The organism is Streptomyces sp. 2A115 (assembly GCF_052245575.1).
Taxonomy (GTDB): domain Bacteria; phylum Actinomycetota; class Actinomycetes; order Streptomycetales; family Streptomycetaceae; genus Streptomyces.
This window is the reverse complement of the sequence record NZ_JBQQCG010000042.1, coordinates 41987-67502: the sequence shown is the minus strand read 5'-3', so window position 1 is coordinate 67502 and position 25516 is coordinate 41987. Positions and strand designations below refer to the sequence as shown.

Here is a 25516-nt window from a genome sequence, read left to right as displayed (position 1 = left end):
CGCTGGTCAGGCGGGGGTCCCTACGGTTAGCGTCCGGACATGGCAGCTTTGGAGACCCCGCAGGCTTTCGACCCCTGGGACCAGGCATTCGTGGCCGACCCGTACCCCGCGTACGCCGAGCTGCGCGCCCGGGGCCGGGTGCACTACTACGAGCCCACCAACCAGTGGCTGGTGCCGCACCACGCGGACGTGTCGGGGTTGCTCAGGGACCGGCGGCTGGGGCGGACGTATCAGCACCGGTTCACGCACGAGGACTTCGGGCGGACGGCGCCGCCGGCGGAGCACGAGCCGTTCCATGTGCTGAACGACCACGGGATGCTCGACCTGGAGCCGCCGGACCACACGCGGATCCGGCGTCTGGTGTCGAAGGCGTTCACGCCGCGGACGGTCGAGCGGCTGCGGCCGTATGTGGACCGGTTGGCGTCCGAGCTGGTCGGGGAGCTGGTCGGGGCGGGTGGCGGTGATCTGCTGACGGTCGTCGCCGAGCCGCTTCCGGTGGCGGTCATCGCGGAGATGCTGGGGATTCCGGAGTCCGAGCGGGCGCAGCTGCGGCCCTGGTCGGCGGACATCTGTGGGATGTACGAGCTGAATCCGTCTCAGGACACGGCGGCGAAGGCGGTGCGGGCTGCGGTCGAGTTCACCGAGTTCCTGCGGGAGCTGATCGCCGCGCGGCGCAAGGAGCCGGGGGACGACCTGGTTTCCGGGCTGATCGCGGCGTACGACGAGGGGGAGCGGCTCAGTGAGCAGGAGATGATCTCGACGTGCGTGCTGCTGCTGAACGCGGGGCACGAGGCGACGGTGAACGCCACGGTGAATGGCTGGTGGGCGCTGTTCCGGCATCCGGATCAGTTGGCGGCCCTGCGTGCGGACCGGGGTCTGGTGGCCACGGCTGTGGAGGAGTTGATGCGGTACGACACTCCGTTGCAGTTGTTCGAGCGGTGGGTGCTGGACGAGATCGAGGTCGACGGGACGGTGATTCCGCGGGGGAGTGAGGTGGCGCTGCTCTTCGGTTCCGCCAACCACGACCCGGCGGTGTTCGCCGAGCCGGAGACGCTCGACCTGTCCCGTTCGGACAACCCGCACATCTCCTTCAGCGCGGGGATCCACTACTGCATCGGGGCGCCGCTGGCTCGTATCGAACTGGCCGCTTCCATGGGGGCGTTGTTGGATCAGGCTCCGTCGCTGCGGCTCGCGGCCGAGCCGGAGCGCAAGCCGAACTTTGTGATCCGGGGGCTGGAGGGGCTACTCGTCGAGCTGTGACTCCACGCCCAGGGTCGTGGCTTGGGCCGTGTCCTCAGCCGTGTCCTCAGCCGTGTTCTGGGCCGTGTCCCGAGATGTGTCCCGGGCCGTTTTCCGCCGACGCCTGCGCATCTGGTGGATCAGCAGTGCGCAGGCGAGGGCGGGGAGGGCGGCGCCGGCTGCCACGACGAGGGGGAGTTCGGTGAGCAGGACGCTGTAGTCGGTGCCTTCGCCTTCGAACCCGGCGCCCATGTGCCGCCGGGTTCGGGCGGAGGAGGCCCAGGTGAGTGCGGCTGCCGTGGCCCCGGCGATCGACAGCACGCAGCCCCCGCACGACGCCGCGGTTTCTCGTTGCTCCATGCCCGAGAGGGACGCGGGTGGCTCCCGCCGGGTTCCGGGGCATCGCCGGGTGCGGGTGGTCGCGGGCCGAGCGCGTCCACGCGGCGGAGCCGCATGATGTGGCAGCCCGTGCCCCTACGGGGCGTCTTCAGGTGCTCAGGTCCCGGCGCCCGAGCGCTCCCAGCCCCACCGCGACAAGGGCGGCGGTGATCGCCGTCAGGACCAGTACCGGTGTCCACGTCATGTCCCCGCCCGGCAGCTTCGGGAGGTGGCCGAAGGGGGAGAGGTCCATGGCGGAGTCGGGGAGTTCCAGGGCCGGGCCGATCCAGCCCAGGAGCAGGGCGGCGCCTGCCACAGCCCAAGCTCCCGGCGCGACCCGCGGAGACACTCCGTGGAGGAGGACGGCGAAGCCGCCGATGGCCCAGATCGCGGGGAGTTGGACGAGGCAGCCGCCGAGGATGGGGCCGAGGTCCTGGCCGTAGCCGAGGGCCAGACCGAGGCCGCCCAGGAGCATGATCAGTACGGACCCGCCGAAGGCGATGAGGAGATGGCCGGAGGCCCAGCGCAGACGGCCCACGGCGTTGGCGAGGACCGGCTCGGCGCGCTGTGAGGTCTCCTCGCCGTGCAGCCGCAGTACGGACTGCACGATGTAGAGCGCGGCGACCATCCCGAGCATGCCGACCATCGTGGCGAGGAACGCGTCCGTGATCCCGGACTGTCCGCCCATCCGCTCGATGATGTCCCGGGTCCGCGCGTTGTCGCCGACCAGGTCGGCCGCCCCCTTCGTGATCCCGCCGAAGGCCACCCCCGCGGCGAAGAACCCGAGGCCCCAGCCGAGCACGCTGCCGCGCTGCAGCCGCCAGGCCAGTGCCCCCGCCGTGCCGAGCCGGCCGGCGGCGGGTCCGGGCCGGGCCGGCAGGAAGCTCATGCCGACATCGCGGCGGCCGGCCAGTTCGTACGCGGCCATGGCCTGGATCGCGACGGCCGCGACGAACAGCGGCAGCACCCACCAGCGTTCGTCGGCGAAGGCCCGCAGGTTCTCCAGCCAGCCGATCGGCGAGAGCCAGGTCAGCACGGACGAACCGTCGTCGGTCGCCGAGTCGCCCGCCGCCCGCAGTACGAACGCCGCGCCCAGCAGCCCGCCGGTCAGCCCCTTGGCGAGCCGCGCGCTCTCCGTGAGCTGGGCGACGATCGCGGCCATCGTCGCGAAGACCATCCCGACCCCGGCCGTGCCGAGCCCGAGCGCCAGCGCGCCCGTCGCGCCCTGCCCGGCGAGGCCTCCGGCGATGAGCAGCGCCAGCGCCGTGTTCGCGACGAACGCCGCGAGCAGTGCCGCCGTCAGCGGGGCGCGCCGCCCCACCATCCCGGCCGAGACCATCTCCTGACGGCCGCTCTCCTCCTCGTCCCGGGTGTGCCGTACGACGATGAGCAGGCTCATGATTCCGGCGAAGACCGCGGCGAACACCCCGATGCGCCAGGCGACGAGTCCGCCGAGCGAGTCGTTGAACACCGGCCCGTACGTGGCGCGCAGCGAGCTGTTCGTCAGCATCTGCCGACTGACGTCGGCGCGTTCGGCGGCGGTGGAGTACACGCTCTCCAGCGAGCCCGGCATGGAGAGCACCATCAGGGCGATGACCCCGACCCACAGCGGGATCATCACCCGGTCACGGCGTAGGGCGAGCCTCAACAGGGCGCCTGTTCCCGCGAGTTGACGCGATCCCCCGGTCCGTACCGCGAACCGGGTGTCCGAAGCCACGGCGGTCATCGTGACATCGCCTCCGCGGCGACCTCATCCTGGTCCTGGTAGTGCCGCATGAACAGCTCCTCCAGGGTCGGCGGCCTCGAGGTCAGCGACCGTACGCCCGATTCGGTCAGCGACCGCAGGACCGCGTCCAGCTTGTCGCTCTCGACCTGGAGCTTGACCTTCCCCCAGACTCCGTCCGGGGGGACCCCCGTGCCTTGGATGTCGAGGTCGTGCACCCCGGGCAGGCCGGACAACCCGTTGGGCGGGCCCGCGAGTTCGGCCGTGACGCTCGTGCGTGTCAGGTGGCGCAGTTCGGCGAGCGAACCGCTCTCCACGGTGACGCCCTTGCGGATGATGCTGACGCGGTCGCACAGCTCCTCCACCTCGCTGAGGATGTGCGAGGAGAGCAGGATGGTGCGGCCGCGGTCGCGCTCCTCCGTCACGCAGCTCTGGAAGACCTCCTCCATGAGCGGGTCGAGGCCGGAGGTCGGTTCGTCCAGAATCAGCAGCTCGACGTCCGAGGCGAAGGCGGCGACGAGGGCGACCTTCTGCCGGTTGCCCTTGGAGTAGGTGCGCCCCTTCTTGGTGGGGTCCAGCTCGAACCGCTCGATCAGGTCGGTGCGCCGAGCCTTGTCCAGGCCGCCGCGCAGCCGTCCGTAGAGGTCGATGACCTCGCCGCCGGACAGGTTCCGCCACAACGTCACATCGCCGGGGACGTACGCGACCTGGCGGTGCAGCTCGACCGCGTCGGTCCAGGGATCCCTGCCCAGCAGCTGTGCCGCGCCCGAGTCCGCGCGCAGCAGGCCAAGCAGGACCCGGATGGTGGTGGACTTCCCGGAGCCGTTCGGGCCGAGGAAGCCGTGCACCTCACCGGTCTCGACGTCCAGGTCGAGGCCGTCCAGGGCGTGTGTCTTGCCGAACGACTTGTGCAGTCCGGAGACGGTGATTGCCTTCGTCATGATTCAGAACGTACGCTTCCTTCAGAAATTTGTGAAGTTAAGGAAGCGTTAAAAGGCCGGATAGACTGAACGGGTGGCGCGCGAGCAGGGGAGATGATGCAGGGATGGCGGAATCGTTCGAGGCCGAGCGGGACGCGGAGGCGGTGTCGAAGTTCGTGGAGAGCTTCGCGGCTCACCTCGTCGAGGCCGGGATGACGCGGATGCCGGCCCGGGTGTTCGCGGCGCTGCTCTCCTCCGACTCCGGTGCCCTCACCTCCGCCGAGGTCGGCGAGCAGCTCCAGGTCAGTCCGGCCGCCGTCTCCGGAGCGGTGCGCTATCTCGCGCAGCAGCACATGGTCTCGCGTGAGCGCGAACCCGGCTCCCGGCGCGAGCGGTATCGCGTGCACGGCAATCAGTGGTACGAGGCGTTGACCAACCGGGACGCGGTGCTCAAGCGCTGGGAGTACGCCTTGCGCGAGGGCGTCGAAGCCCTCGGTCGCGAGACCCCTGCGGGACGCCGTCTCGCCGAGACCCTCGCCTTCTTCGAGTTCCTCGACGACGAACTCGTCAAGCTCATGGAACGCTGGCGCGCCCATCGCGCGGACCTCTTCGGCGAAGGCTGAACACGGTAAACGGTATGGGGCGGACGCTATCGCGCCCGCCCCTTACTGAAGCACCCCGAGACTGCCGAACCCCCGGAGGGCTACCGCTCCTTCGTCTCCTCCAGCACCGTCCGCCCGAGCAGCGCGTACCGGTCGGGCTGCCGCCGCTTCAGGTACTGCGCGTATCCGGTCCCGCCCGCCACGATCAGTACGACGATCCACGGCGTGGCCTTCAGCACGATCGACCCGGACTCGGGCCCGGCCGCGACCCCCATGTTGGACACCAGCAGCACCACCACCGCGAGCATCGCGAGACCGCCGACGAGCGGTGCCGTGAAGGTCTTGAACCAGTGCCGGGACTCCGGGTGGTTCTTACGGAAGTACGCAAGCACCGAGAACGAGCACACCGCCTGCACCACCAGGATGGCCATCGTGCCGAGGATGGCGAGCAGGACGTACGTACCGGTGTACGGGTCCTTGCCGGCCGCCCAGAACGCGCCGAGCAGCACGGCGCTGACGGCCGTCTGGACGAGTCCCGCGATGTGCGGGGAGCCGTGCTCGGGGTGGGTGCGGCCGATGGTGCGCTGGAGGGAGGGGAGGACACCCTCTCGGCCGAGCGCGTACAGGTAGCGGGCCGCGCAGTTGTGGAAGGCCATGCCGCAGGCCAGCGAGCCGGTGATCATCAGCCACTGCATGACGACGACGGCCCAGTGCCCGACGTACTGCTCGGTGGGATTGAAGAACAGCGCGAGCGGGTTCGAGGACGAGGCCGCCTTGACCGCCGCCGTCTCGCCGTTGCCCGTGATGGCCATCCAGGAGACGAAGACGTAGAAGACGCCGACGCCCAGGACGGAGATCATCGTCGCCTTCGGGATGATCTTCTTCGGGTCGCGGGACTCCTCGCCGTACATGGCCGTCGACTCGAAACCGACCCACGACCAGAAGGCGAAGAAGAGACCGAGCCCGGCGCTCGTGCCCTGGAAGGCGTTGACCGGGTTCACCGGGCCGAACGTGAAGCCGTTCGGGCCGCCGCCGTGCAGCGCGACGGAGATCGCCATCGCCGCGAGGATCGTCACCTCGGTGGCCAGCAGCACCACGAGCAGCTTCTCGGCGACGGAGACGCCGAACCACGTGCCCATCGCGTTGATCGCGAGCATCAGGATCGCGAACGCCCACCAGGGGACGTCCATCCCCGTCTGGTCGTTCAGCGTCGTCGTGGCGAAGGTCGAGAAGATGCCGATCAGAGCCGGTTCGAAGACGACGTACGCGAAGGTCGCGAGGAGCCCGGAGGCAAGACCCACGGTCCGGCCGAGGCCGAACGAGATGAACCCGTAGAAGGCGCCCGTGGACGTGATGTGCTTCGCCATCGACGTGAAGCCGACCGCAAAGATCGCCAGGACGACCATTGCGACGAGATAGCTGGCCGGGGCTCCGATGCCGTTTCCGGCGGAGACCATGAAGGGCACGTTGCCCGTCATCGCGGTGATCGGCGCGGCCGTGGCGACGGCCATGAAGACCACGCCGAGCAGGCCGATCGCGTTGGGCTTGAGCCGGTGGACGGTCGTGTCCTCGCTCACCGTCGCCTCTGGGGCTGCGCCCTCTTGTACTGCCATCGGGTGGCCCCTCTTCGTGATCACTCGTTCGTCTGCGGTCGACCGGAATGCTGCATGGAAAATAAGTCACTCCTCTGGTCCTGGCGTTAAATGTTTGTCAACCAGACCTTTAGAACGCTGTGCGAACGAACGTCTGCGTTAACTCTCCGGCCGGCCATGGACCCCGGAAGCCCGCCCTTCGTACCGTCATCGGCATGAGCACGCACACCTCCAGCTCGTACACCTCCACCCTCGGCGGCCACGCCTACCGGTTCGACGGCCTCGCGCGGCTGCTCGCCGCCGCGAGCCCCGAGCGCTCCGGCGACCGTCTCGCCGGGCTCGCCGCCGAGTCGGCGCAGGCCCGGGTCGCGGCGCGCTGGGCGCTGGCGGACGTGCCGCTCGCACGGTTCCTCACGGAGCCGCTGATCCCGTACGAGGCGGATGACGTCACGCGTCTCATCGTCGACACGCACGACGCGACGGCCTTCGCGCCGGTGGCGTCGTTCACGGTCGGGGAGTTCCGCGAGTGGCTGTTGTCCGACGCCGCGGACGCCGAGGCCCTGACCGCGCTGGCCCCGGGCATCACCCCCGAGATGGCCGCGGCCGTCTCCAAGCTCATGGGCAACGCCGATCTGGTCGCCGTCGCCCGCAAGACGCGCGTCGTCACCGCCTTCCGCTCCACGATCGGCCTGCCCGGCCGGCTGGCCACCCGCCTCCAGCCCAACCACCCCACCGACGACCCCGCCGGAGTCGCCGCGGCCCTCCTCGACGGGCTGCTGCTCGGTTCCGGTGACGCGGTCATCGGCATCAACCCGGCGACGGACAGCCCCAAGGCCGTACGGAATCTGCTGGAACTGCTGGACGGCGTCATCCAGCGCTACGCGATCCCCACCCAGTCCTGCGTGCTCTGCCACGTCACCACGAGCATCGACCTGATGGCCGCCGGGGCGCCGGTCGACCTGGTCTTCCAGTCCATCGCCGGTACGCAGGCCGCGAACGCGTCCTTCGGCGTCACGCTCGGCCTCCTCGACGAGGCGCACGAGGCGGCGAAGGGGCTGGGCCGCGGCACGGTCGGGCAGAACGCCCTCTACTTCGAGACCGGCCAGGGCAGCGCGCTCTCCGCCGACGCGCACCACGGGGTGGACCAGCAGACGGTCGAGGCCCGGGCGTACGCGGTCGCCCGCCGTTACGACCCGCTGCTCGTCAACACGGTCGTCGGCTTCATCGGCCCGGAGTACCTCTACGACGGCCGGCAGATCCTGCGGGCGGCTCTGGAGGATCACTTCTGCGGCAAGCTCCTCGGCCTGCCCATGGGCCTGGACATCTGCTACACCAACCACGCCGACGCCGATGACGACGACATCGCGACGATGCTCACCATGTTGGGCGTGGCGGGCGCTTCGTTCGTGATCTGCACGCCGGGCGGCGACGACATCATGCTCAACTACCAATCCGCCTCCTACCACGACGCGTTGTACCTGCGCGACGTTCTCGGGCTGCGCCCCGCGCCGGAGTTCGAGGCGTGGCTGGCCGGGATCGGGCTGCTGGACGAGCGGGGCGCGATACGGGATGTCACCGGTACGGGACATCCGCTTACGGCCATCGGCAAGGAGCTCGCAGCATGACGGACCGTCAACTGGCCACGCTTGTACGGGCTCTGGTGGCGCCCGAGTCCTCCGATGCCGCGCTGTGGGCCACGCTGCGGCGGCACACCCAGGCGCGGATCGGGCTCGGCCGGGCGGGGTCCGGTCTGCCGACCCGGCACCGGCTGGAGCTTCAGGCCGCGCATGCGGCCGCGCGGGATGCGGTGCACTCGCCGTTCGAGCCGGATGTCGTCGCGGCGGGGCTTGCCGGCACCGGGATGGCTACGGTGCGGGTGCGTAGTGCCGCTCCGGATCGGCTCACGTATCTTCAACGGCCCGATCTGGGGCGGCGGTTGGAGGGCGCGGATCGGGCCCATCTTCCCGTGGGGCAGTGGGACGTGGTGTTCGTCGTGGCCGATGGGCTGTCCAGCCGGGCGGTTCATGAGCATGCGGCGGCGGTGGTTCGTGAGGTCGTGGCCTTGCTGGACGGGGACGGCGGCAGGGACGGGGAGGCCCACGGGGACGGGGACGGGGACGGGTGGAGTGTCGCGCCGGTCGTTCTCGCCGAGCAGGCTCGGGTGGCGCTCGGTGACGACATCGCTCACGCGGTGGGGGCGGCGATGGTCGTCGTCCTCATCGGGGAGCGGCCCGGAATGTCCGCGGCGGACTCGCTGGGTGCCTACCTGACGTACGGGCCTGTGCCCGGGCGCACCACGGATGCCGAACGCAACTGTCTGTCCAACATTCGGCCGCCGTTGGGACTGTCGTACGGGGTGGCTGCCGCGAAGCTGGTGGCGTTGATGAGGCGGGCCCGGGAAGCCCGCCTCACAGGGGTGGCCCTGAAGGACGAGTCGGACGTGCCGGCGCTTCGCGCGGAGGCCGGTGAGTAGCCGACGGGTGGGGCGGGGCTGAGGCCGCGTCCCGTCAGGGGCGGGGGCCGTGACATCAGGTGGCCCCGCCGCGGGGCGCGACCAGCCCCCACCGACCCGCACATCACCACCGGCCTCGCGCCGGCGCCACGCCGAGCCCGCCGGAGCGACACCCACCGGCCCGAGCAACAGCTCAACCCGGCAGCGTCAGCCCCCACGCCCCCTCCCGCACCGTCCACGTCCGCGTGCGCACCGGACCCCCCAGCACCGCGTCCGCGCGATAGCGGAAGTCCGGGCCCGACACGGTGATCGTTCGGGCCACGGCTTCCAGCGGAGCGGCCTCCGCACCGACCGACGCGCGGCGGATCTCGACTCGGGCGCCCCCGGAGCCGCCGGGCGTGATCGATACTCCCTCCAGGGGCTGGTCCAGATCGACGAGCGTCACGCCGTCGACCTCGATGCGCAGGCGGCTCGGCCCGGGTGCGGGAGGCGACGTGAGCCGGGCAGGACGGGCCGCGAGGGTGCGTACGAGGGACTGGCAGGTGCGGAGCCAGTGGTGGTGGGCGGTGTGCTCCGGAGACGGATCCGCGGGCGGAGACGCGGTCGCGGCCGACGTGGTGAGCGGCGGGATCCGCAGCGCCCCGAGAACCACCCCGTCACTGTCGTCCACGAGCAGGTCGAGCCGCCGCTCGGAGCCCTCGAGCACGGCCCGCGCCGCGGCGACGGCGCCCGTGGGCACCCCCAGTGCCCGCGCGAGCGACAACGCACCGCCGCCCATCCCGACCGGCACCAGCGACAGTGCGCATCCGGCCAGTTCCCGTTGTCGGTACAAAAGGGACACAGTTCGCAAGAGGGCGCGGTCGTCGCCGATGACGACCAGCCGGCGGGACCCTCTCCGGGCCAGTACCCGATCGAATTCCTCGGGTCCGTCCGGAAGGCACACCTTGGCGCTCGCACCCGCGCTGAGCACGTCTTTTGCGATCCGTACCGACTCACCGTCACCGTGACGGGCGACCGGGTCGATGACCACCAGGAGCTGGTCGGAAGTCGCCACCTCGGTCATGCCTCGCTTCCTCGGGTAGCATCTTTGTGCAAGAGCCCCTTGCGCTATTGCGCCAGGGGCTTCGTCTATTCCGGGGCATCCGGTCCGACGGTCGCGGCCAACGAAGGTCGCCGACGTTCACGGTCACCGCAGTCATGCGCTGTGCCGCGTACGTCCCCGACCTTGGACATGCCCCGCCCGGAAGGGGTGTACGCGCGTGCCCGCACTTGTGCTGCTCGGTGCTCAGTGGGGTGACGAAGGCAAGGGAAAGGCCACCGACCTGCTCGGTGGTTCCGTGGACTATGTGGTGCGCTACCAGGGCGGCAACAACGCCGGCCATACGGTAGTCGTGGGCGACCAGAAGTACGCCCTCCACCTCCTCCCTTCCGGAATCCTCTCGCCGGGGTGTACTCCGGTCATCGGTAACGGAGTCGTCGTCGACCCGTCGGTCCTGTTCTCCGAGCTGAACGGACTGAACGAGCGAGGCGTCGACACCTCCAAGCTCCTCATCAGCGGAAACGCGCACATCATCACGCCATACAACGTGACGGTGGACAAGGTGACGGAACGCTTCCTCGGGAAGCGGAAGATCGGCACGACCGGGCGCGGCATCGGCCCGACGTACGCCGACAAGATCAACCGTGTCGGCATCCGCGTCCAGGACCTGTACGACGAGTCGATCCTGACGCAGAAGGTCGAGGCGGCCCTCGACGGCAAGAACCAGCTGCTCACCAAGGTCTACAACCGTCGCGCGATCGCCGTGGACCAGGTCGTGGGGGAGCTGCTGACCTACGCGGAGAAGCTGCGCCCGTACGTCGCCGACACGGTGCTGGTCCTCAACAAGGCGCTCGACGAGGACAAGGTGGTCCTCTTCGAGGGCGGCCAGGGCACGCTGCTGGACATCGACCACGGCACGTATCCGTTCGTGACGTCGTCGAACCCGACGGCCGGCGGCGCCTGCACCGGCGCGGGCGTGGGCCCCACGAAGATCAGCCGGGTCATCGGCATCCTCAAGGCGTACACGACGCGGGTGGGCGCGGGCCCGTTCCCGACGGAGCTCTTCGACGAGGACGGCGAGGCCCTGCGTCGCATCGGCCACGAGCGCGGCGTCACCACCGGCCGTGACCGCCGTTGCGGCTGGTTCGACGCGGTCATCGCGCGTTACGCGACTCGCGTGAACGGCCTGACGGACTTCTTCCTGACCAAGCTCGACGTCCTCACCGGCTGGGAGCAGATCCCGGTCTGCGTCGCGTACGAGATCGACGGCAAGCGCGTCGAGGAACTCCCGTACTCCCAGTCCGACTTCCACCACGCGAAGCCGGTCTACGAGATGCTGCCGGGTTGGTCCGAGGACATCAGCAAGGCCAAGACCTTCGCCGACCTCCCGAAGAACGCCCAGGACTACGTGAAGGCGCTGGAGGAAATGTCCGGCGCCCCGATCTCCGCGATCGGGGTCGGCCCCGGCCGCGACGAGACGATCGAGATCAACTCGTTCATCTGACAGGCCACTTCGGGCGACCAGAAGAACCGCTGCATGACGACCAGCAGAACCGCTGCGTGAAGAAGGGCGCCCCGGCCGGGGCGCCCTTCTGGCTTCCGGGGCTCGGCTCCGGCCCTCGACGGCCACACCGGGCCGCTGAGTTGGCACTGCCGGCCCGGTGTCGACGGCCGCCTCGTACACACACTGCTCCTGCGTACCGCGCTCCACTCACAGGAGTGGGCGTGCCTCGCATAACGGGCATAGGCTTGAAAAGCAGGAGTAGACGTGCGTGTGTCGACGGTGAAGCAGGTGAGTCCGATGCGAGTTCTGCTGAAGGCGACTCTGGACACGGAAAAGGGGAACGAAGCGATCCGAAGCGGCAAGATGCCGGAGCTGCTGAAGGAGATCCTGGACCAGATCAAGCCCGAGGCGGCGTACTTCGGGCCCTTGGGCGGCCGGCGTACCGCGCTGCTGGTACTCGACATGAAGGACAGCTCCGATCTGCCGTCCACGGGTGAGCCGTTCTTCACCCAGTTCAACGCCGAGGTCGAGGTCACCCCGGTGATGAACGGCGAGGACCTCCAGAACGGCCTGGCCAAGCTGCGCTGACCGGACCGACTGCAGAGGTTTCGCCCGCTTCGCCCCCAGGAGTGAAGAACACGGACTTCCGTCCGGAAAAAGACAGTTACGACGGATAGTTGCGACAGACAGTTGCGACGGACAGTTACGACTTGCGCTCGTCGCTTTACGGCGACCGGCGTGGGCAGGCGGCGCCTGCGGACGGCGGCCTCCGGAGACGGGGGCAGAGCGGCCAGGGCGACAGGCGGGGCGGGGGCGAGTGCGACCCGCGGTCCCGCCCCGCCCCTCCCCGCCTCAGCTGAAGATGATCATCGAACCCTGTGCCAGACTCCGCGTAGCCGCCGCATGCAGCCCCAGCCAGACGTGCCGTTCGCGGGCGAACGGGCTCGCGTCGAAGGGGGCCGGGGCGGCCGGTTCCTCCAACTCCGTGGGGGCCATGGGGGGTGTGGGCGGGAGTGGGGGGTTGGCGGGGTCGATGCCGATCGACGGGGCCACGAACTCCAGCTCGCGCAACAACGTCTGGGACGAGCCCAACGGGCCGCCGCCCGCGAGGAGTTCGTCGCTGGACAGCGGGTGCGGGAAGTCCACCGGTACGTACGCACCGGCGTGGTCGTAGTGCCAGACCAGGTGCGACTGCTGGGCCGTCGCCTCGAACATCTCCAGCAACTGCTCGTAGTCGCCGCCCAGTTCGTCGACCGGCGTCACCGCGAGACCGCACACCTGCAGCAGGTACGCGCGGCGCAGGAAGTGCAGCGCGTCGTAGTCGAAGCCCGCGACCGGGGCCACGTTGCCGGACAGGCCCGGCATGTACGCGTAGACCGGCACCGGCGGAAGTCCGGCCTCGCCCAGAACCTTGTCGTAGAGCGCGAGTTCCTCGGCGAAGGGGTTGTCGGGGGTGTGGCACAACACGTCGACGAGCGGGACCAGCCACAGGTCACAGGCCAACTGAGAGCTCCTCGCGTAGCACGGTGGTCAAGGCAGCGTAATGGGTGGCGGCTCGGTCAGTACCCGTTGTGCGGGTCGCGTACCCCACACCCGCGGGTCGCTTACCCCAGACCCGCAGGTCGCGTACCCCACACCCGTGCAGGTCGCGTACCCCATACCCGGCGATCCACCACCGGATTCCGTCAGGTCCGTGGCGTCAGCCGCCCGCCAGGCGCTCGATGAGCGCGAGCGAGTGCGCGTTGTACGCGGTGACGATCGCGTGCGCGGTGGTGGCGTCGCGGCGCGTGAGGGCGTCCACGAGGTCGGTGTGTTCGGCCCACAGCTGGCCGCGCAGGTCCGCGATCCGGCGCAGGTGCTGCACCGCGCACACCCAGGACTGGACGCGCAGCCGGTGCAGGAAGTCGGCGAGGTAGGAGTTGCCGAACAGGCCGCTGAGCTCGCGCCAGAAGCGCAGGTCGTAGCCGATGAGGATGTTCAGGTCGCCGGCGGTGGCGGCCCGCTGGGCCTCCTCGCCGCGGCGGCGGACACCGGCCAGGGACGCGGCGGTGCGCGGGTCGTCGACACGGGTCGCGAGGGCGACGCGGGCGCCCCGGGTGGTGGTGGCCTCCTCGTTCAGGAGGCCGCGGAAGATGCTGTCCGTGACCAGGGCCCGCGCCTCGATCATGCCCCGGTAGTCGTTCAGCGAGTACTCGTGGACGCGGAACCCGCGATGCTGGTCCGCGTCGAGGAGGCCCTGCGCGGACAGGTCGACCAAGGCCTCGCGGACGGGGGTCGCGGAGACGCCGTACTGCTCGGCGATCTCCTTGACGGTGAACTCCTGCCCCGGCTGGAGGCGGCCGCCCAGCACCTCGTCGCGGAGCGCGTCCGCGATCTGCTGCCGCAGGGTGCTGCGGGTTACGGTGCCATTGCCACCGCCGGTGCCGGGCATCGTCGTGTCCCTCCCCCGATCGGGTAAGTACTCGCTCAGGTCTACGACCATGTCTACGAGCCAGTCACCTTACGCGTTCGGATTCCCGGGAAAGTTTCACCACCGGGTGTGCTCCGACACGCCTCGACCAGGTGCTCCGGCACCCATGGCCCGCACGGTTCGGGAAGGCTCCCCAGCACCTCGCGCCACGATGGCTCACAGTGACATGGAGAGGGGAGTGCTCGTGGCAGGGAAGCAGGAACGGATCGTCGCCGGGCGCTACCGGCTGCGGCAGCGGCTGGGAACCGGAGGCATGGGAGGCGTCTGGCTCGCGGAGGACCAGGAGCTGCGGGCCCAGGTGGCCCTCAAGGAGATCGAGGTGCCCGGCGCTGCCCGACGAGGCGTCCGGCGAACGTGCCACCCGGGCGCGCAAAGAGGCACTGAAGGCGGCCCAGCTGCGCGAGCATCCGAACGCGGGAGCTCGCCCAGCCCCCGCGCCCCGGAAGGGGCGCGGTACCTATGCCGCTGCCGTGTGCTCGTCCGCCACCGACAGCGCCTCGTCCAGAGCGGCCAGGCCCTCCTTGGCCTCCGCCTCCGTGATGTTGCACGGCGGCACGACATGGGTGCGGTTCATGTTGATGAAGGGCCACAGACCGCGGGCCTTCGCGGCGGCGCCGAAGGCCGCCATGGGCGCGTTGGCCTCGCCCGCCGCGTTGTACGGGACGAGGGGCTCGCGGGTCTCCTTGTCCCGGACGAGTTCAAGGGCCCAGAACACACCCGTGCCCCGCACCTCGCCCACGCTCGGGTGGCGCTCGGCGAGGTCGCGCAGACCGGGGCCGAGGACGGTCTCGCCGATCCGGGTGGCCTGCTCGACGATCTTCTCCTCCTCCATCACGTTGAGGGTCGCGACGGCGGCGGCGCAGGCGAGCGGGTGCCCGGAGTAGGTGAGCCCGCCCGGGTACGGACGTCGCGCGAAGGTCTCCGCGATGGCCGGCGAGATCGCGACGCCGCCGAGCGGCACGTATCCGGAGTTCACGCCCTTCGCGAAGGTCATCAGGTCCGGTACGACGCCGGAGTGGTCGGCGGCGAACCACTGGCCCGTACGCCCGAAGCCCGCCATGACCTCGTCCAGGACGAAGACGATGCCGTACTCGTGGCAGAGAGCGCGGACGCCTTCCAGGTAACCCGGCGGCGGAATCATGATCCCCGCCGTGCCGGGGATGGTCTCCAGGATGATCGCGGCGATGGTGGCCGGGCCCTCGAAGGTGATGGTGTCCTCGAGGTGCTGGAGCGCGCGCTCGCACTCCTGCTGCTCGGTCTCCGCGTGGAAGGGCGAGCGGTACAGGAACGGCGCCCAGAAGTGCACGACCCCCGCGGCCCCGCTGTCGTTCGGCCAGCGGCGCGGGTCGCCGGTGAGGTTGATCGCGGCGGAGGTGGCGCCGTGGTACGAGCGGTAGGCGCTCAGCACCTTCGGCCGGCCGGTGTGCAGCTTGGCCATGCGGGTGGCGTTCTCGACGGCTTCCGCGCCCCCGTTGGTGAAGAAGATCTTGTCGAGGTCCCCCGGAGTCCGCTCGGCGATCAACCGCGCCGCCTCCGACCGCGCCTCCACGGCGAAGGCGGGCGCGAAGGTGGTCAGTTTCGCGGCCTGCTCCTGGATCGCGGCGACGACCTTCGGGTGCTGGTAGCCGATGTTCGTGAAGACGAGCCCGCTGGTGAAGTCCAGATACCGGTTGCCGTCGTAGTCCCAGAAGTAGGACCCCTCCGCACCGGCGACGGCGAGCGGGTCGATGAGCTCCTGCGCCGACCAGGAGTGGAACACGTGCGCACGGTCCGCGGCCTTCACGGCGGCGCCGACCTGGGGATCGGGAGTGGGGCTGAGGCTGTGCTGAGGGGTCATGCGCCCGAGCGTAGGTGGCCGGTGTGTGGACGCGACATCGGCGTCCTGTCTGCGGTCGGGGGCCTGACGCGACAGTCTGTCGGGTGTACGGGGCGGGCCTGCGGGCGGGGTGCGAGGGATCTGGGCGGGGTGTACGGGACGCGCGCGGGATCAGTCGTCGGCGTCGTCCGCCGTCAGCCGGGCCCGGGCCCCGTCCGGGGTGCACGAGATCTCGTACGTGAGGTCGTCCGCGTCGTCCTCGCCGTCGTTGTCCACGCTCGGCTCGGCCTCCAGACGGGCGGTCGGGGCCGGTCCGCGCACGACGCCCTCGTCGAAGTGGTAGCCGTTGGCCGGACTCCAGGAGACGAGGTACACGGTCCCGTCCGGACGGCACTCGACGGTCACGCTGCCTCCGGTGAAGCGGACGGTGTCCTGCTGGACGGAGGGCGCGGCGGGCGAGGGCGTTCGGGAAGAGGTGGGTTCCGGCGACCGTGCACCGGTCGTCCGCGAACGGGTGGGTTCCGGCGAGCGCTCACCCGTAGCCAGGGCACGCCGCACCGCCGCGTCGTCCAGCGTCCGCCCGTGCGCGGCCGCGTCCCCGTCGGCCGTCGCGAGCTGCCACGCCCCGAGTCCGCCCGCGCCGGTGCCCACCGCGACCCATGCCGCGGTCACCACCGCGCTCCGCCACCTCATACGGGCCTCCTGCTCGTCGGGGACAGCCTCTCGCGCTCTTTCCTAACGTCCGGTTAAGGCACGTACAAGGATGAGTACGAGGAGGTGCGCGAGGAGGGACCGGCATCCCCGCGACACAACTCCCTGGCTACGGTGGCCGCATGGCTCATCTGCTCGTCGTGGAGGACGATCCCGTGCTGCGCGGAGCCCTGGTGCGCGCGCTGCGGGACAAAGGGCATGCCGTGGCGACGGCACCCAGCGGCATGGCGGGGCTCGACGCGGCGGTGACCCACCGGCCCGATCTCGTGGTGCTCGATCTGGGACTGCCCGACGTGGACGGCGACCAGGTGCTGCGGATGCTGCGGGCCGTCAGTGACGTTCCGGTGATCGTGGCGACGGCGCGTGACGAGGAGCCGGAGATGGTCGCGCTCCTGGAGAGCGGCGCGGACGACTACATCGTCAAGCCGTTCGGCGCGGCCCAGCTGGACGCGCGGATCAAGGCGGTGCTCCGCCGCCTGGGCGTGACCGACGCGGAGGAGCCGCTCCGGGTGGGGGGTCTCACGGTGGACCTTGCCGCCCGCGAGGTCACGCTGGACGGCCGTGCCGTCGATCTCACGCCCCGGGAGTTCGATCTCCTCGCCCATCTCGCACGCCGCCCCGGCCAGGTGGTGTCGCGACGCGAGCTCCTCGCCGAGGTGTGGCAGCAGCCGCTGGGCGGCGCCGACAAGACGGTGGACGTCCACCTGTCCTGGCTGCGAAGGAAGCTGGGTGAGACGGCCCAGGCACCGCGCTACCTGCATACGGTCCGCACGGTGGGGGTGAAGTTGGTGGCGCCCGGCCCCGACCCTGACTCAGCTGCCGACCGTGCCTCCGCCGCCGACCCCGACTCCGCGGCCGACCCCGACTCCGCGGCGAACCCCGGCGCCGCCCCCGGCGTCAGCTGATGCGGCGCCGTCTTCTCCTGCTCACCGGTGCCACCACCGCGCTGGTGCTCGCCGCCCTGCTGGTGCCGCTCACCCTGCTCACGCGCAGCCATGCCGTGGACCGGGCCACCGCGGAGGCGACGGCGCGGGCGCAGTGGGTGGCGTCCACCGTCGGGCCCGAGCTCGCCGCCGTCGAGACGCGGTCGGTGGAGCAGGCCGTACAGAGCGTCAACGGGGCCGGTCTGCCGCGGACGTCGCTGGTACTCGCCGACGGCACCGTCGTCGGCGCGCCCGCCCGGGTCACGGACGCGGTACGGCTCGCCCGCACGGGACGGGCGTTCACCTACGAGGCACCGGACGGTGGCCGGCTTGTCCTCGTGCCGGTGCAGGGGTCCCCCGACGGCACGGCGGTGGTCCAAGTGGCGCTCAGCCGGGCGCGGTTGTACGACGGCGTGCTCACCTCGTGGCTGGTCCTGGCCGGGATCGGCGTGGGACTCGTACTGCTCGGACTGCTGCTCGCCGACCGACTGGGCGCGCGGCTCGTCGGTGCGACGCGCGCGCTGGCCGGCACCGCGGAGCGGCTGGCCGCCGGAGACCTGACGGCCCGCGCCGAACCGGTCGGCCCGCCCGAACTGAGACTGGTCGCCGGGCAGTTGAACCGGCTTGCCGCCCGCATCGACGAACTGCTCGCCGCCGAGCGGGAGAACGCCGCCGACCTCGCCCACCGCCTCCGTACTCCCGTCGCCGCCCTCCGCCTGGACGCCGAGACGCTGCGGGACGACGCCGAGGCCGAACGCATCGCCGGAGACGTGGCCGCCCTGGAACGCAGCGTCGACGAGGTCATCCGCAGGGCACGGCGGCCCCTGCGCGAGACGGCGCCGGGCGCCGACCTCGCGGCGGTCGCCCGCGAACGGGTCGCCTTCTGGCTGCCGTTGGCGGAGGACCAGGGACGCGCGGTCGACGTCAGCACCCCTGCCGGCGCCCTCCCCGTGGCCGTGCCGGCCGACGAACTCGCCGCCGCCCTCGACGCGTTGATCGGCAACGTGCTGGATCACACGCCTCAGGGAACGGCGTTCCGCGTCGAGGTGCGCACGACGGCCGACGGGGCGGAGCTGGTCGTCGCGGACGAGGGGCCGGGATTTCCCGCCGCGTACGCCGCCGAGCGCGGCAGCAGCGGGGCGGGCTCCACGGGCCTCGGCCTGGACATCGCCCGCCGTACGGCTGTGGACGCCGGGGGCGCCTTCGGGACGGCCGACACTCCGGGGGCCCGGGTGACCCTCACGCTCCCCACGGCCGGCACCCAGGACAAGCCCTAGGAGGGGCCCCGGGACGAGGAGCCCAGGGACGAGGAGCCCAGGGACGAGGGATACCGGGACGGAAACGCCACCCGCACCGCCCGCGCCCACCGGTTCATCCCCAACTCCGGCCTCAGGGCGGCCCATCCGGCGCTGTACTTGGTGAACTCGGCCGGCCGCAGCCCGTACCCGTGCAGGATGCGGTCGGCCTCCGTCAGATGGCCCTTCGTCTTCGTCTCGACGAGGACCAGACCGCCGTCGGCGTCCGCCGCGCGGCCTGTCGCGAGATCCCGTACGACCAGACCCGCGTCGCACGTCACCCGTCGGCCGTCCGCGACGAACGTCACCCGCCGGTAGTCGGTCCGCAGCGCGGGGACCAGGCCGGACGGGGCGGCGATGCCGTACGACCGGTGCAGCACGGCGGCGAGGAACCCGCGCCGCGTCGAGTCCAGCGGGTGGTCGTCCCCCGCCATCCGCTGCCGGTGCTTGACCGTCTCCCCGCGCCCGCTCTTGAGCTTGATCTCGAACTGCCGCTCCCCGCTGTCCTCGTAGACCCGTTCCCGCACCCGGAAACGCAGCCTGCGCCCCTGCCGGTGATCGTGGAAGGTACGCAGCGCGGGGGTGTCGTAGTAGGTGGAGGCGTACCGGAACGTGCGCAGTCCGTCGATGGCGAGGACCCGGAAGGGGCCGTCCGCGCGCCGCGGATCGGTGAGCCGGGCGGCGAACTCCTCGAAGACGCCGGCGGGGACCAGGTAGCTGCGGTCCAGGCGGGCCAGCAGTTCCGCGCGCGCGTTCAGCTCGGCCAGCGAGAGGGGGTGCGCGGCGAGGGCCGCGCGCTCCAGGGCGTGGACGGCGACGCTCACCACACCGGCTCCTTGGCGACGTTCGCGGCGTGGACCCGAGTACCGTTCCGCGGCGCGGGCTCCGGCCTTCCGCCGCGCTGGGGCTCCTGGTACCGCACCTCCACCACCATCAGGTCGCGGACGTAGTCCACCTCCTGGACCGACCACCCCAGCGGGTTGCCCAGCCGTCGCCCCAGGTCCGCGCGGAGCGCCTCCGGGTCCCGGTGCACGGTGTCGAGGGTGACGACCGTCCGCCGGTCCCGCGCGTACAGCCGCGGGTGGTCGGCGACGTACATGACGAGCAACAGGACACCCGCGAGCCCCGCGGCCACGCCGATGCCGAGGCCGGGCAGCCCGCACAGCAGTCCCAGGACCAGGGTCGTGAAGTAGTACGCGACCTCCTGGTGCTGCACCGCGGCCGAGCGGAGCCGGACGATCGACAGCACCCCGAAGAGCCCGAACCCGAGCGCGAGGCCGCCGCTGTCGCCCACCCTGCCGAGTGCGGCGACGACCGCGAACAGCGCGACGTTCAGAGCGAGATACGCGGGTACCAGCTCGCGCCGCCGATGCCGTGGATAGAAGACGGCGAACGTCAGCAGCGTCACGGCGACGAGGTCGAGGCCCAGATGGGCGGCTATCTGTCCGAGGTTTCCTGTGCTGTCCATGCCGATGACGCTAGGGAACGGGAGGTTAACGCCGCCCTCATTCGGGGTTAACGAGGTCCCGGGCTCCGCCAGGACCGCCTCCTGGACACCTCTCCTATTGACAGCAAGCTGTCATCATGACAGCATTCTTACATAAAGACCGTGACTCAAGGAGGAGCCATGACCCACAAGCCCGTGTACCTCGCCGTCTACGACACCCTCGCCGACTGGGAGACCGGTCACACCACCGCGTACCTCGCCCGAGCCGGGTACGAGATCCGGACGGTGGGCGCGTCCCTCGCTCCCGTGAAGTCCGTCGGCGGGCTGCGCATCCAGCCCGACGCCGCGCTCGACGACGTACGCCCCGAGGACAGTGCGCTGCTGATCCTGCCGGGAGCCGATCTCTGGGACACGAGCGACGAGCTCGCGCCCTTCGCCCGCAAGGCGCGGGAGTTCCTGGACGCCGACGTGCCCGTGGCCGCGATCTGCGGAGGCACGGCCGGGCTCGCCCGTGAGGGCCTGCTCGACGACCGGGCGCACACCAGCGCCGTGTCCTTCTACCTCGCGGCCACCGGCTACAAGGGCGGCGAGCGCTACGTCGACGCCGACGCCGTGACGGACGGGAAGCTGATCACCGCGGGGCCCACCGAACCCGTCGCGTTCGCGCGGGAGGTGTTCGGGCTGCTCGGCGTGTACGAGGCAGAGGTGCTGGACGCCTGGTACCGGCTGTTCCACGACTCGGACGCGGAGGCGTACGCGGTCCTCGAGGCGGCCGGGCAGTGAGTTCGGGGAGCGGGCGGCACCAGGACCTGTTCAGCCGCAGCGCACTCGGCGTCTTCCGGTTGAACGGTCAATTCATGGGCGTGGCCGAGGAGTTGGCCAAGCCGTCCGGGCTCACCGCTGCCTGGTGGCAGGTCCTCGGAGCCGTACTGAAGGAGCCGCTGCCCGTCTCCGGGATAGCCCGCGTCATGGGCATCACGCGGCAGAGCGTGCAGCGGATCGCCGATCTGCTGGTGGAGCGAGGGCTCGCCGAGTACGCGCCCAACCCCGCCCACCGCCGCGCCAAGCTGCTCCGGCCCACGGAGGACGGACGCGCGGCCATCGAGAAGATCGGCCCCGGGCACGCGGCCTTCGCGGACCGACTCGCGGGAGCCCTCGGGGAGACCGATTTCGCCGAGACCGTACGTGTGTTGGAGCGGCTCAGCACCGTGATGGAGACCCTCGCCGACGAGGACGGCCCTGTTACGGAATCGTAGAGACCGCCAGGCCACCTCCCCATTCCCCCGCACTATCCTCGGTCTGTCGCACACGTACGGGGGAGGGCGGCGCGGACATGGAGCAGCTGGGGCCGGGGGATCCGCAGAGGATCGGCGCGTACAGACTGCTGGCGCGGCTGGGCGCGGGCGGTATGGGCCGGGTGTACCTGGCGCGTTCGGACCGCGGGCGGACCGTCGCGGTCAAGCTGGTGCGGCAGGAGCTCGCCGAGCAGGAGGAGTTCCGCGCGCGCTTCCGGCAGGAGGTCCAGGCCGCCCGGCGGGTGGGCGGGTACTGGACGGCGCCGGTGCTGGACGCGGACACCGAGGCGGCCATTCCCTGGGTCGCCACGGGCTACGTCGCCGGGCCCTCGCTCGAGGCGGTCGTCGGGCACGACCACGGTGCGCTGCCGGAGCGTTCCGTACGGATCCTCGCCGCCGGGCTCGCGCACGCGCTGAAGGACATCCATGCCGCCGGGCTGATCCACCGCGACCTCAAGCCCTCCAACGTCCTCGTCACGATCGACGGCCCGCGCGTCATCGACTTCGGCATCGCCCGCGCCCTGGAGACGGTGACCGACGGCGGCCTCACCCGCGCCGGCGCGCTCGTCGGCTCGCCCGGCTTCATGGCCCCCGAGCAGGTCCGCGGCGACCGCGTCACGCCCGCGTGCGACGTGTTCTGTCTCGGCTCGGTCCTGTCGTACGCGGCCACGGGCGACCTCCCGTTCGGTACGACCAACAGCGGCGTGCACGCCCTGATGTTCCGCATCGCCCAGGAGGATCCGGACCTGGAGGGTGTTCCGGAGGGCATCGCCGATCTCGTCCGGCAGTGCCTGCGCAAGGACCCCGCGGCCCGTCCCTCCCTCGACGACATCCTGCAGCGCACGGGCGCGGAGGACACGGTCGCGGACGGGCGCAGCCGTGATCCGTGGCTGCCGGGGATGCTGGTGGCCCAACTGGGGCGGCACGCGGTGCGGTTGCTGGATACGGAGGATCCGGAGGTGAGGGATCCGGAGGCGCGGGGTCCTGAGGTGGGCAAGTCGGGTTCTCGGGGTTCTTCGGGTGCGCTGGGCGTTTCGGGTGCGCTGGGCGCTTCAGATCCATCGGCTTCATCGGCTTCCTCGGGCTCATCGGGCTCCTCTGCTGCTTCAGGTGTTACGGGTACGCCCGGTGCGACGAGCGGCTCGGGCTCCCCAGGTGCTGTGGCCGCTGGGGGTTCTCCGGCTGGTCAGGGCGCCCCGGGTGCGGTGGGCGGCCGGGGCTCCTCCGGTGCGTCCGGCTCCGCGGATGCCCAGGGCGCCCCGGTCACCCCTGCCTCCGCTCCGGCCGCTCCGGCCGCCCCGGCAAGCCCCGTATGGCCCCCGAGCCTCACTTTCACCCCCACCACCCCTACTGCCATTCCCACTCCCGCCCCCGAAGCGTCCCCCGAACACGCCCCCGCCCCCGACGACTCCGCCCCGCCCCCGCCGGGCACTCCGGGCGGTGCCCCCTTCGACCACCTCCCCACGGTGATCACGGGCGGGCCCCGAACACCTCCGCCGACCATCCCGCAACAGCACCCCCAGCCCGCCGCCTACGGCTACCCGCAGCAGCCCGGTGCCTGGTCCGGGCCGCCGCCACCGAGCGGGTACGCACCGGCGCCGGGCTCGACTCCCCCCTACGGCCCAACACCCCCGTACGGGCCGGGAGCCGCCCCGCTCCACGAGCCCTCGCGAAGGAGCGGCCGATCCACGGCCGTCCTGATCGTGGTGGCCCTGATCGTCGCGCTCGCCGCGGGCGCGTCCGTTTTCACGCTGATGAACGGGGACGGAAACAACCGCGCGGGCGGCGATCCCACCGCGTCCCCGACGGCCGACGCGCCCACGACCGAGGGCTCCGCCACCCAGGACCCCACGACCCAGCCGTCGACCACGCAGGAGGAGACGCCGGAGGACGGGGCGGTACCCACCGAGTACCTCGGCACGTGGAGCGGGTCCATCGACAACGACACGGGCCGCAACACCCGCCGACTCACCATCCAGCAGGGCGAGGTGGGCGACACGGTGCTCGCGCTCACAGCGGACGGCCCGGCGGGCGACGGTACGTACCACTGCGTGTTCCGGGCGGAGTTGGCCGAGGCCCCGGCCGCCGGCGGCCCGCTACGGATCGGCCCGTCCGAGGTCACCGTCGGCGAACCGGCCACGTCCTGTACCCCGGGCGCCGCCTCGGAACTGACCATCCTCCCGGACGGCCGCCTCCGCCGCGTGAACACGAGCAACGGCGACGAGCTGACCTACACCAAACAGGGCTGACCCGCTCGCCCTGTCCAACCGTCTGAACAGCCTCCTGAAACAACTCCCTGAACAGCTGCTGAACTTCCCCTGTCGCCACCGGAGTTGACTCCAGCCCGCCCGTACAGTGTGCGAACCGTCGAACTCCGGGAGTGGTCGGGGGCACCCAGTGGAGTGGCCGTGGAGTGGCTGAGCGCAGAGAACGTCGTCGCCGTGGGCACGGCGTTCGTCGGCATCGTGGCCTCGGGAATCATGGTCTGGTACGAGCGCCGGGTCCCGCGCCGCAAACGCATCGGCTACCGCGTACAGATGGACAACCCGATAGGGGACGACGTCCGTCTCGGCAGAGCGAACGTACGGCTCGGACTGTTCGACGAGGCCCCGGGAATGGCCGACGCGACCCTCGTCCTCCTCCGCATCGAGAACGACGGCTCGCAGAGCATCGCCGACATGGACTACACGGGACGTGAACTGCACGGCCTGACCGCCGTGTTCGCGGACCGCACGATCCGTGGTGTCTCGGTCACGCAGCCGTCCGGCACGCACCACCTCATGGACCACTTCACCCCGTCGAACGGACTCAGGTACGAGGACGGCGTGCTGTGCATCCCGCGCGTGCCGCTCAACCGAGGCGAGCACTTCAAGGTGCTCGTGCTGCTGTCGGGCGGCGACGTGGGCAGCGGGATACGGCTCATCGGCGGCATCCGGGACGGCGAGGTGCACCCCAACCGCAGTGCGACGCCGGACGAGAAGCCGCCCCTGTTCAGCCGTGCCTCACGGCTGATCACCGGGCTGCTCACGCTGTGCGTCGTCGCGCTCGCGGTCCTCGTGGTCGCCCGCGACGACACCCAGTCGCCGATCGGCTGCGAGCGGGGGACGCTGAAGATCACCGGCTCGACCGCCTTCGCACCCGTGATACGGGAGCTGGCGAAGGAGTACGAGAAGGACTGCGAGGGCTCCGACATCACGGTGGACGCGCGCGGCAGCGCGGGCGGCGTCGATGAACTCGCCGCCCTGGGCGCCCAGTCGGAGAAGGACTCCGGCTCCCCGTCCGTGATCGCGTTCTCCGACGGCCCCACGGTCGGTGGTCCTCCCGAACTGTCGGGGCGCCGGATCGCGCTGTCCGTCTTCACGCTCGTCGTCAACGACGACATCGATCTCGAGCGGGGGCTCTCCCTGGACGACGTACGCCGCATCTACCGCGGTGAGATCACGCGCTGGAAGCAGCTTGACGACAGGCTTCCCGACCTGCCCGTCGTCCTCGTCAGCCGGAACGCCGACTCCGGCACGCGACAGATCTTCCAGCGGCGGGTGCTGGGGAGCTGGGAACGGGTCTCCAGCACGTCACTGGACTGCGTCCGCAAGGACGACCGGTCCGCCCCCGTCATGCGCTGTGAACTCGGCTCCACCGAAAAGGTGTTGGACAAGGTGGCCGAGATACCCGGAGCCATCGGTTACAGCGAACTCAACCTCGCCACCGGCCACCAGGGCCTGCGCCGGGTGGTCCTCGACGGCGCCGATGCCTCCGTCGAGGACATCGAGTACGGCAGGAGCGACTACCCGTACCGCGGAGCCGAGTACGCCTACACCTACCACCGCCCGCCCGTAGGCTCCCTCGCCGCCAGCTTCCTCGCCTACGTCGGCCAGGGCACCAGCGAGACCGTGATCCGGGCCCACGGCCATCTGCCGTGCTCGGCGTCGGAGGTGCTGAAGCTCTGCGGCAAGGAGTGACGCCTTTGGGCTTACGTGGCGCCGTCGCCCGCTGAACCTTCCAGCCCAGTGCAGGCACAACCAGCCCGTCCGGCGTTTGAGGACGAGGCCCGTTCAGGCCGATAAGCGGGGGTCTGGGGGCGGCAGCCCCCAGGGATGGGACGGGTAGGGG

General features: G+C 71.0%; 23 protein-coding genes. 12 read left to right on the top strand and 11 right to left on the bottom strand.

What is annotated here, in order from left to right; translation table 11 throughout:
• Positions 1 to 39 precede the first annotated feature (39 nt).
• Positions 40 to 1260, top strand: a complete 1221-nt coding sequence (locus ACTWQR_RS31260) for a cytochrome P450 (protein WP_443230561.1) — start codon at positions 40 to 42, stop codon at positions 1258 to 1260.
• On the opposite strand, the gene ACTWQR_RS31255 is transcribed toward ACTWQR_RS31260, so the two are convergent.
• The 3 genes from ACTWQR_RS31255 to ACTWQR_RS31245 form a co-directional block, all read right to left on the bottom strand.
• Positions 1243 to 1599, bottom strand: a complete 357-nt coding sequence (locus ACTWQR_RS31255) for a hypothetical protein (protein ID WP_443230560.1) — start codon at positions 1597 to 1599, stop codon at positions 1243 to 1245. The two genes, ACTWQR_RS31260 and ACTWQR_RS31255, sit on opposite strands and share 18 nt — an antisense overlap.
• Positions 1600 to 1726: 127 nt before the next feature.
• Positions 1727 to 3343, bottom strand: coding sequence for an ABC transporter permease (locus tag ACTWQR_RS31250; RefSeq protein WP_443230559.1), 1617 nt, complete (start codon positions 3341 to 3343; stop codon positions 1727 to 1729).
• The gene (locus ACTWQR_RS31245) at positions 3340 to 4281 is read right to left on the bottom strand and encodes an ATP-binding cassette domain-containing protein (protein ID WP_443230558.1); all 942 of its coding nucleotides are present in this window, start codon (positions 4279 to 4281) and stop codon (positions 3340 to 3342) included. The genes ACTWQR_RS31250 and ACTWQR_RS31245 overlap by 4 nt, the downstream gene beginning before the upstream one ends.
• A gap of 104 nt (positions 4282 to 4385) precedes the next feature.
• On the opposite strand from ACTWQR_RS31245, the gene ACTWQR_RS31240 reads away from it, so the two are divergent.
• Entirely contained in the window at positions 4386 to 4883 is a 498-nt protein-coding gene (locus ACTWQR_RS31240; protein WP_443230557.1) for a GbsR/MarR family transcriptional regulator, read from the top strand.
• 80 nt (positions 4884 to 4963) lie between these two features.
• Here the strand turns inward: ACTWQR_RS31240 and ACTWQR_RS31235 are convergent, their stop codons facing one another.
• Positions 4964 to 6475 (bottom strand): APC family permease, encoded by a 1512-nt coding sequence (locus ACTWQR_RS31235; protein WP_443230556.1) that lies wholly within the window; start codon positions 6473 to 6475, stop codon positions 4964 to 4966.
• 194 nt (positions 6476 to 6669) lie between these two features.
• Between ACTWQR_RS31235 and ACTWQR_RS31230 the strand changes: the two genes are divergently transcribed.
• Together ACTWQR_RS31230 and eutC are read left to right on the top strand one after the other, a co-directional pair.
• Positions 6670 to 8079, top strand: coding sequence for an ethanolamine ammonia-lyase subunit EutB (locus tag ACTWQR_RS31230; protein WP_443230555.1), 1410 nt, complete (start codon positions 6670 to 6672; stop codon positions 8077 to 8079).
• On the top strand, positions 8076 to 8927 hold the full coding sequence (gene eutC, locus ACTWQR_RS31225; RefSeq protein WP_443230554.1) for an ethanolamine ammonia-lyase subunit EutC: 852 nt from the start codon (positions 8076 to 8078) through the stop codon (positions 8925 to 8927). Before ACTWQR_RS31230 ends, eutC begins: the two co-directional genes overlap by 4 nt.
• A gap of 172 nt (positions 8928 to 9099) precedes the next feature.
• Here eutC and ACTWQR_RS31220 read toward each other — a convergent pair whose 3' ends face one another.
• Positions 9100 to 9969 carry a diacylglycerol kinase gene (locus ACTWQR_RS31220; protein WP_443230553.1) on the bottom strand — a complete coding sequence of 290 codons (870 nt, stop codon included), beginning with the start codon at positions 9967 to 9969 and terminating at the stop codon, positions 9100 to 9102.
• A gap of 196 nt (positions 9970 to 10165) precedes the next feature.
• On the opposite strand from ACTWQR_RS31220, the gene ACTWQR_RS31215 reads away from it, so the two are divergent.
• Together ACTWQR_RS31215 and ACTWQR_RS31210 are read left to right on the top strand one after the other, a co-directional pair.
• Positions 10166 to 11449 carry an adenylosuccinate synthase gene (locus ACTWQR_RS31215; protein WP_443230552.1) on the top strand — a complete coding sequence of 428 codons (1284 nt, stop codon included), beginning with the start codon at positions 10166 to 10168 and terminating at the stop codon, positions 11447 to 11449.
• 297 nt (positions 11450 to 11746) lie between these two features.
• Positions 11747 to 12037 (top strand): hypothetical protein, encoded by a 291-nt coding sequence (locus ACTWQR_RS31210; RefSeq protein WP_443230551.1) that lies wholly within the window; start codon positions 11747 to 11749, stop codon positions 12035 to 12037.
• Positions 12038 to 12301: 264 nt separating this feature from the next.
• Here the strand turns inward: ACTWQR_RS31210 and ACTWQR_RS31205 are convergent, their stop codons facing one another.
• From ACTWQR_RS31205 to ACTWQR_RS31190, 4 genes are all read right to left on the bottom strand, one after another.
• Positions 12302 to 12952, bottom strand: a complete 651-nt coding sequence (locus ACTWQR_RS31205; protein WP_443230550.1) for a hypothetical protein — start codon at positions 12950 to 12952, stop codon at positions 12302 to 12304.
• Between the two features lie 196 nt (positions 12953 to 13148).
• Positions 13149 to 13880 (bottom strand): GntR family transcriptional regulator, encoded by a 732-nt coding sequence (locus tag ACTWQR_RS31200; RefSeq protein WP_443230549.1) that lies wholly within the window; start codon positions 13878 to 13880, stop codon positions 13149 to 13151.
• Between the two features lie 496 nt (positions 13881 to 14376).
• Positions 14377 to 15756 carry an aspartate aminotransferase family protein gene (locus ACTWQR_RS31195; RefSeq protein ID WP_443230548.1) on the bottom strand — a complete coding sequence of 460 codons (1380 nt, stop codon included), beginning with the start codon at positions 15754 to 15756 and terminating at the stop codon, positions 14377 to 14379.
• Positions 15757 to 15906: 150 nt separating this feature from the next.
• The gene (locus ACTWQR_RS31190; protein ID WP_443230547.1) at positions 15907 to 16428 is read right to left on the bottom strand and encodes a hypothetical protein; all 522 of its coding nucleotides are present in this window, start codon (positions 16426 to 16428) and stop codon (positions 15907 to 15909) included.
• A 140-nt stretch (positions 16429 to 16568) separates the two neighbouring features.
• On the opposite strand from ACTWQR_RS31190, the gene ACTWQR_RS31185 reads away from it, so the two are divergent.
• Positions 16569 to 17351, top strand: a complete 783-nt coding sequence (locus ACTWQR_RS31185) for a response regulator transcription factor (protein WP_443230546.1) — start codon at positions 16569 to 16571, stop codon at positions 17349 to 17351.
• On the top strand, positions 17351 to 18646 hold the full coding sequence (locus tag ACTWQR_RS31180) for a sensor histidine kinase (RefSeq protein WP_443230545.1): 1296 nt from the start codon (positions 17351 to 17353) through the stop codon (positions 18644 to 18646). The genes ACTWQR_RS31185 and ACTWQR_RS31180 overlap by 1 nt, the downstream gene beginning before the upstream one ends.
• Here the strand turns inward: ACTWQR_RS31180 and ACTWQR_RS31175 are convergent.
• Both ACTWQR_RS31175 and ACTWQR_RS31170 read right to left on the bottom strand, forming a co-directional pair.
• Complete coding sequence (locus ACTWQR_RS31175) at positions 18643 to 19488, bottom strand: VTC domain-containing protein (protein ID WP_443230544.1); 846 nt, start codon at positions 19486 to 19488, stop codon at positions 18643 to 18645. The two genes, ACTWQR_RS31180 and ACTWQR_RS31175, sit on opposite strands and share 4 nt — an antisense overlap.
• On the bottom strand, positions 19485 to 20132 hold the full coding sequence (locus ACTWQR_RS31170; protein WP_443230543.1) for a DUF4956 domain-containing protein: 648 nt from the start codon (positions 20130 to 20132) through the stop codon (positions 19485 to 19487). The genes ACTWQR_RS31175 and ACTWQR_RS31170 overlap by 4 nt, the downstream gene beginning before the upstream one ends.
• A gap of 159 nt (positions 20133 to 20291) precedes the next feature.
• Between ACTWQR_RS31170 and ACTWQR_RS31165 the strand changes: the two genes are divergently transcribed.
• From ACTWQR_RS31165 to ACTWQR_RS31150, 4 genes are all read left to right on the top strand, one after another.
• On the top strand, positions 20292 to 20894 hold the full coding sequence (locus tag ACTWQR_RS31165; protein ID WP_443230542.1) for a DJ-1/PfpI family protein: 603 nt from the start codon (positions 20292 to 20294) through the stop codon (positions 20892 to 20894).
• Entirely contained in the window at positions 20891 to 21367 is a 477-nt protein-coding gene (locus ACTWQR_RS31160) for a MarR family winged helix-turn-helix transcriptional regulator (RefSeq protein WP_443230541.1), read from the top strand. The genes ACTWQR_RS31165 and ACTWQR_RS31160 overlap by 4 nt, the downstream gene beginning before the upstream one ends.
• 77 nt (positions 21368 to 21444) lie before the next feature.
• A complete protein-coding gene (locus ACTWQR_RS31155; RefSeq protein ID WP_443230540.1) occupies positions 21445 to 23655 on the top strand; it encodes a serine/threonine-protein kinase in 2211 nt (736 codons plus the stop codon).
• A 159-nt stretch (positions 23656 to 23814) separates the two neighbouring features.
• Entirely contained in the window at positions 23815 to 25365 is a 1551-nt protein-coding gene (locus tag ACTWQR_RS31150; RefSeq protein ID WP_443230539.1) for a PstS family phosphate ABC transporter substrate-binding protein, read from the top strand.
• Positions 25366 to 25516: the final 151 nt, after the last annotated feature.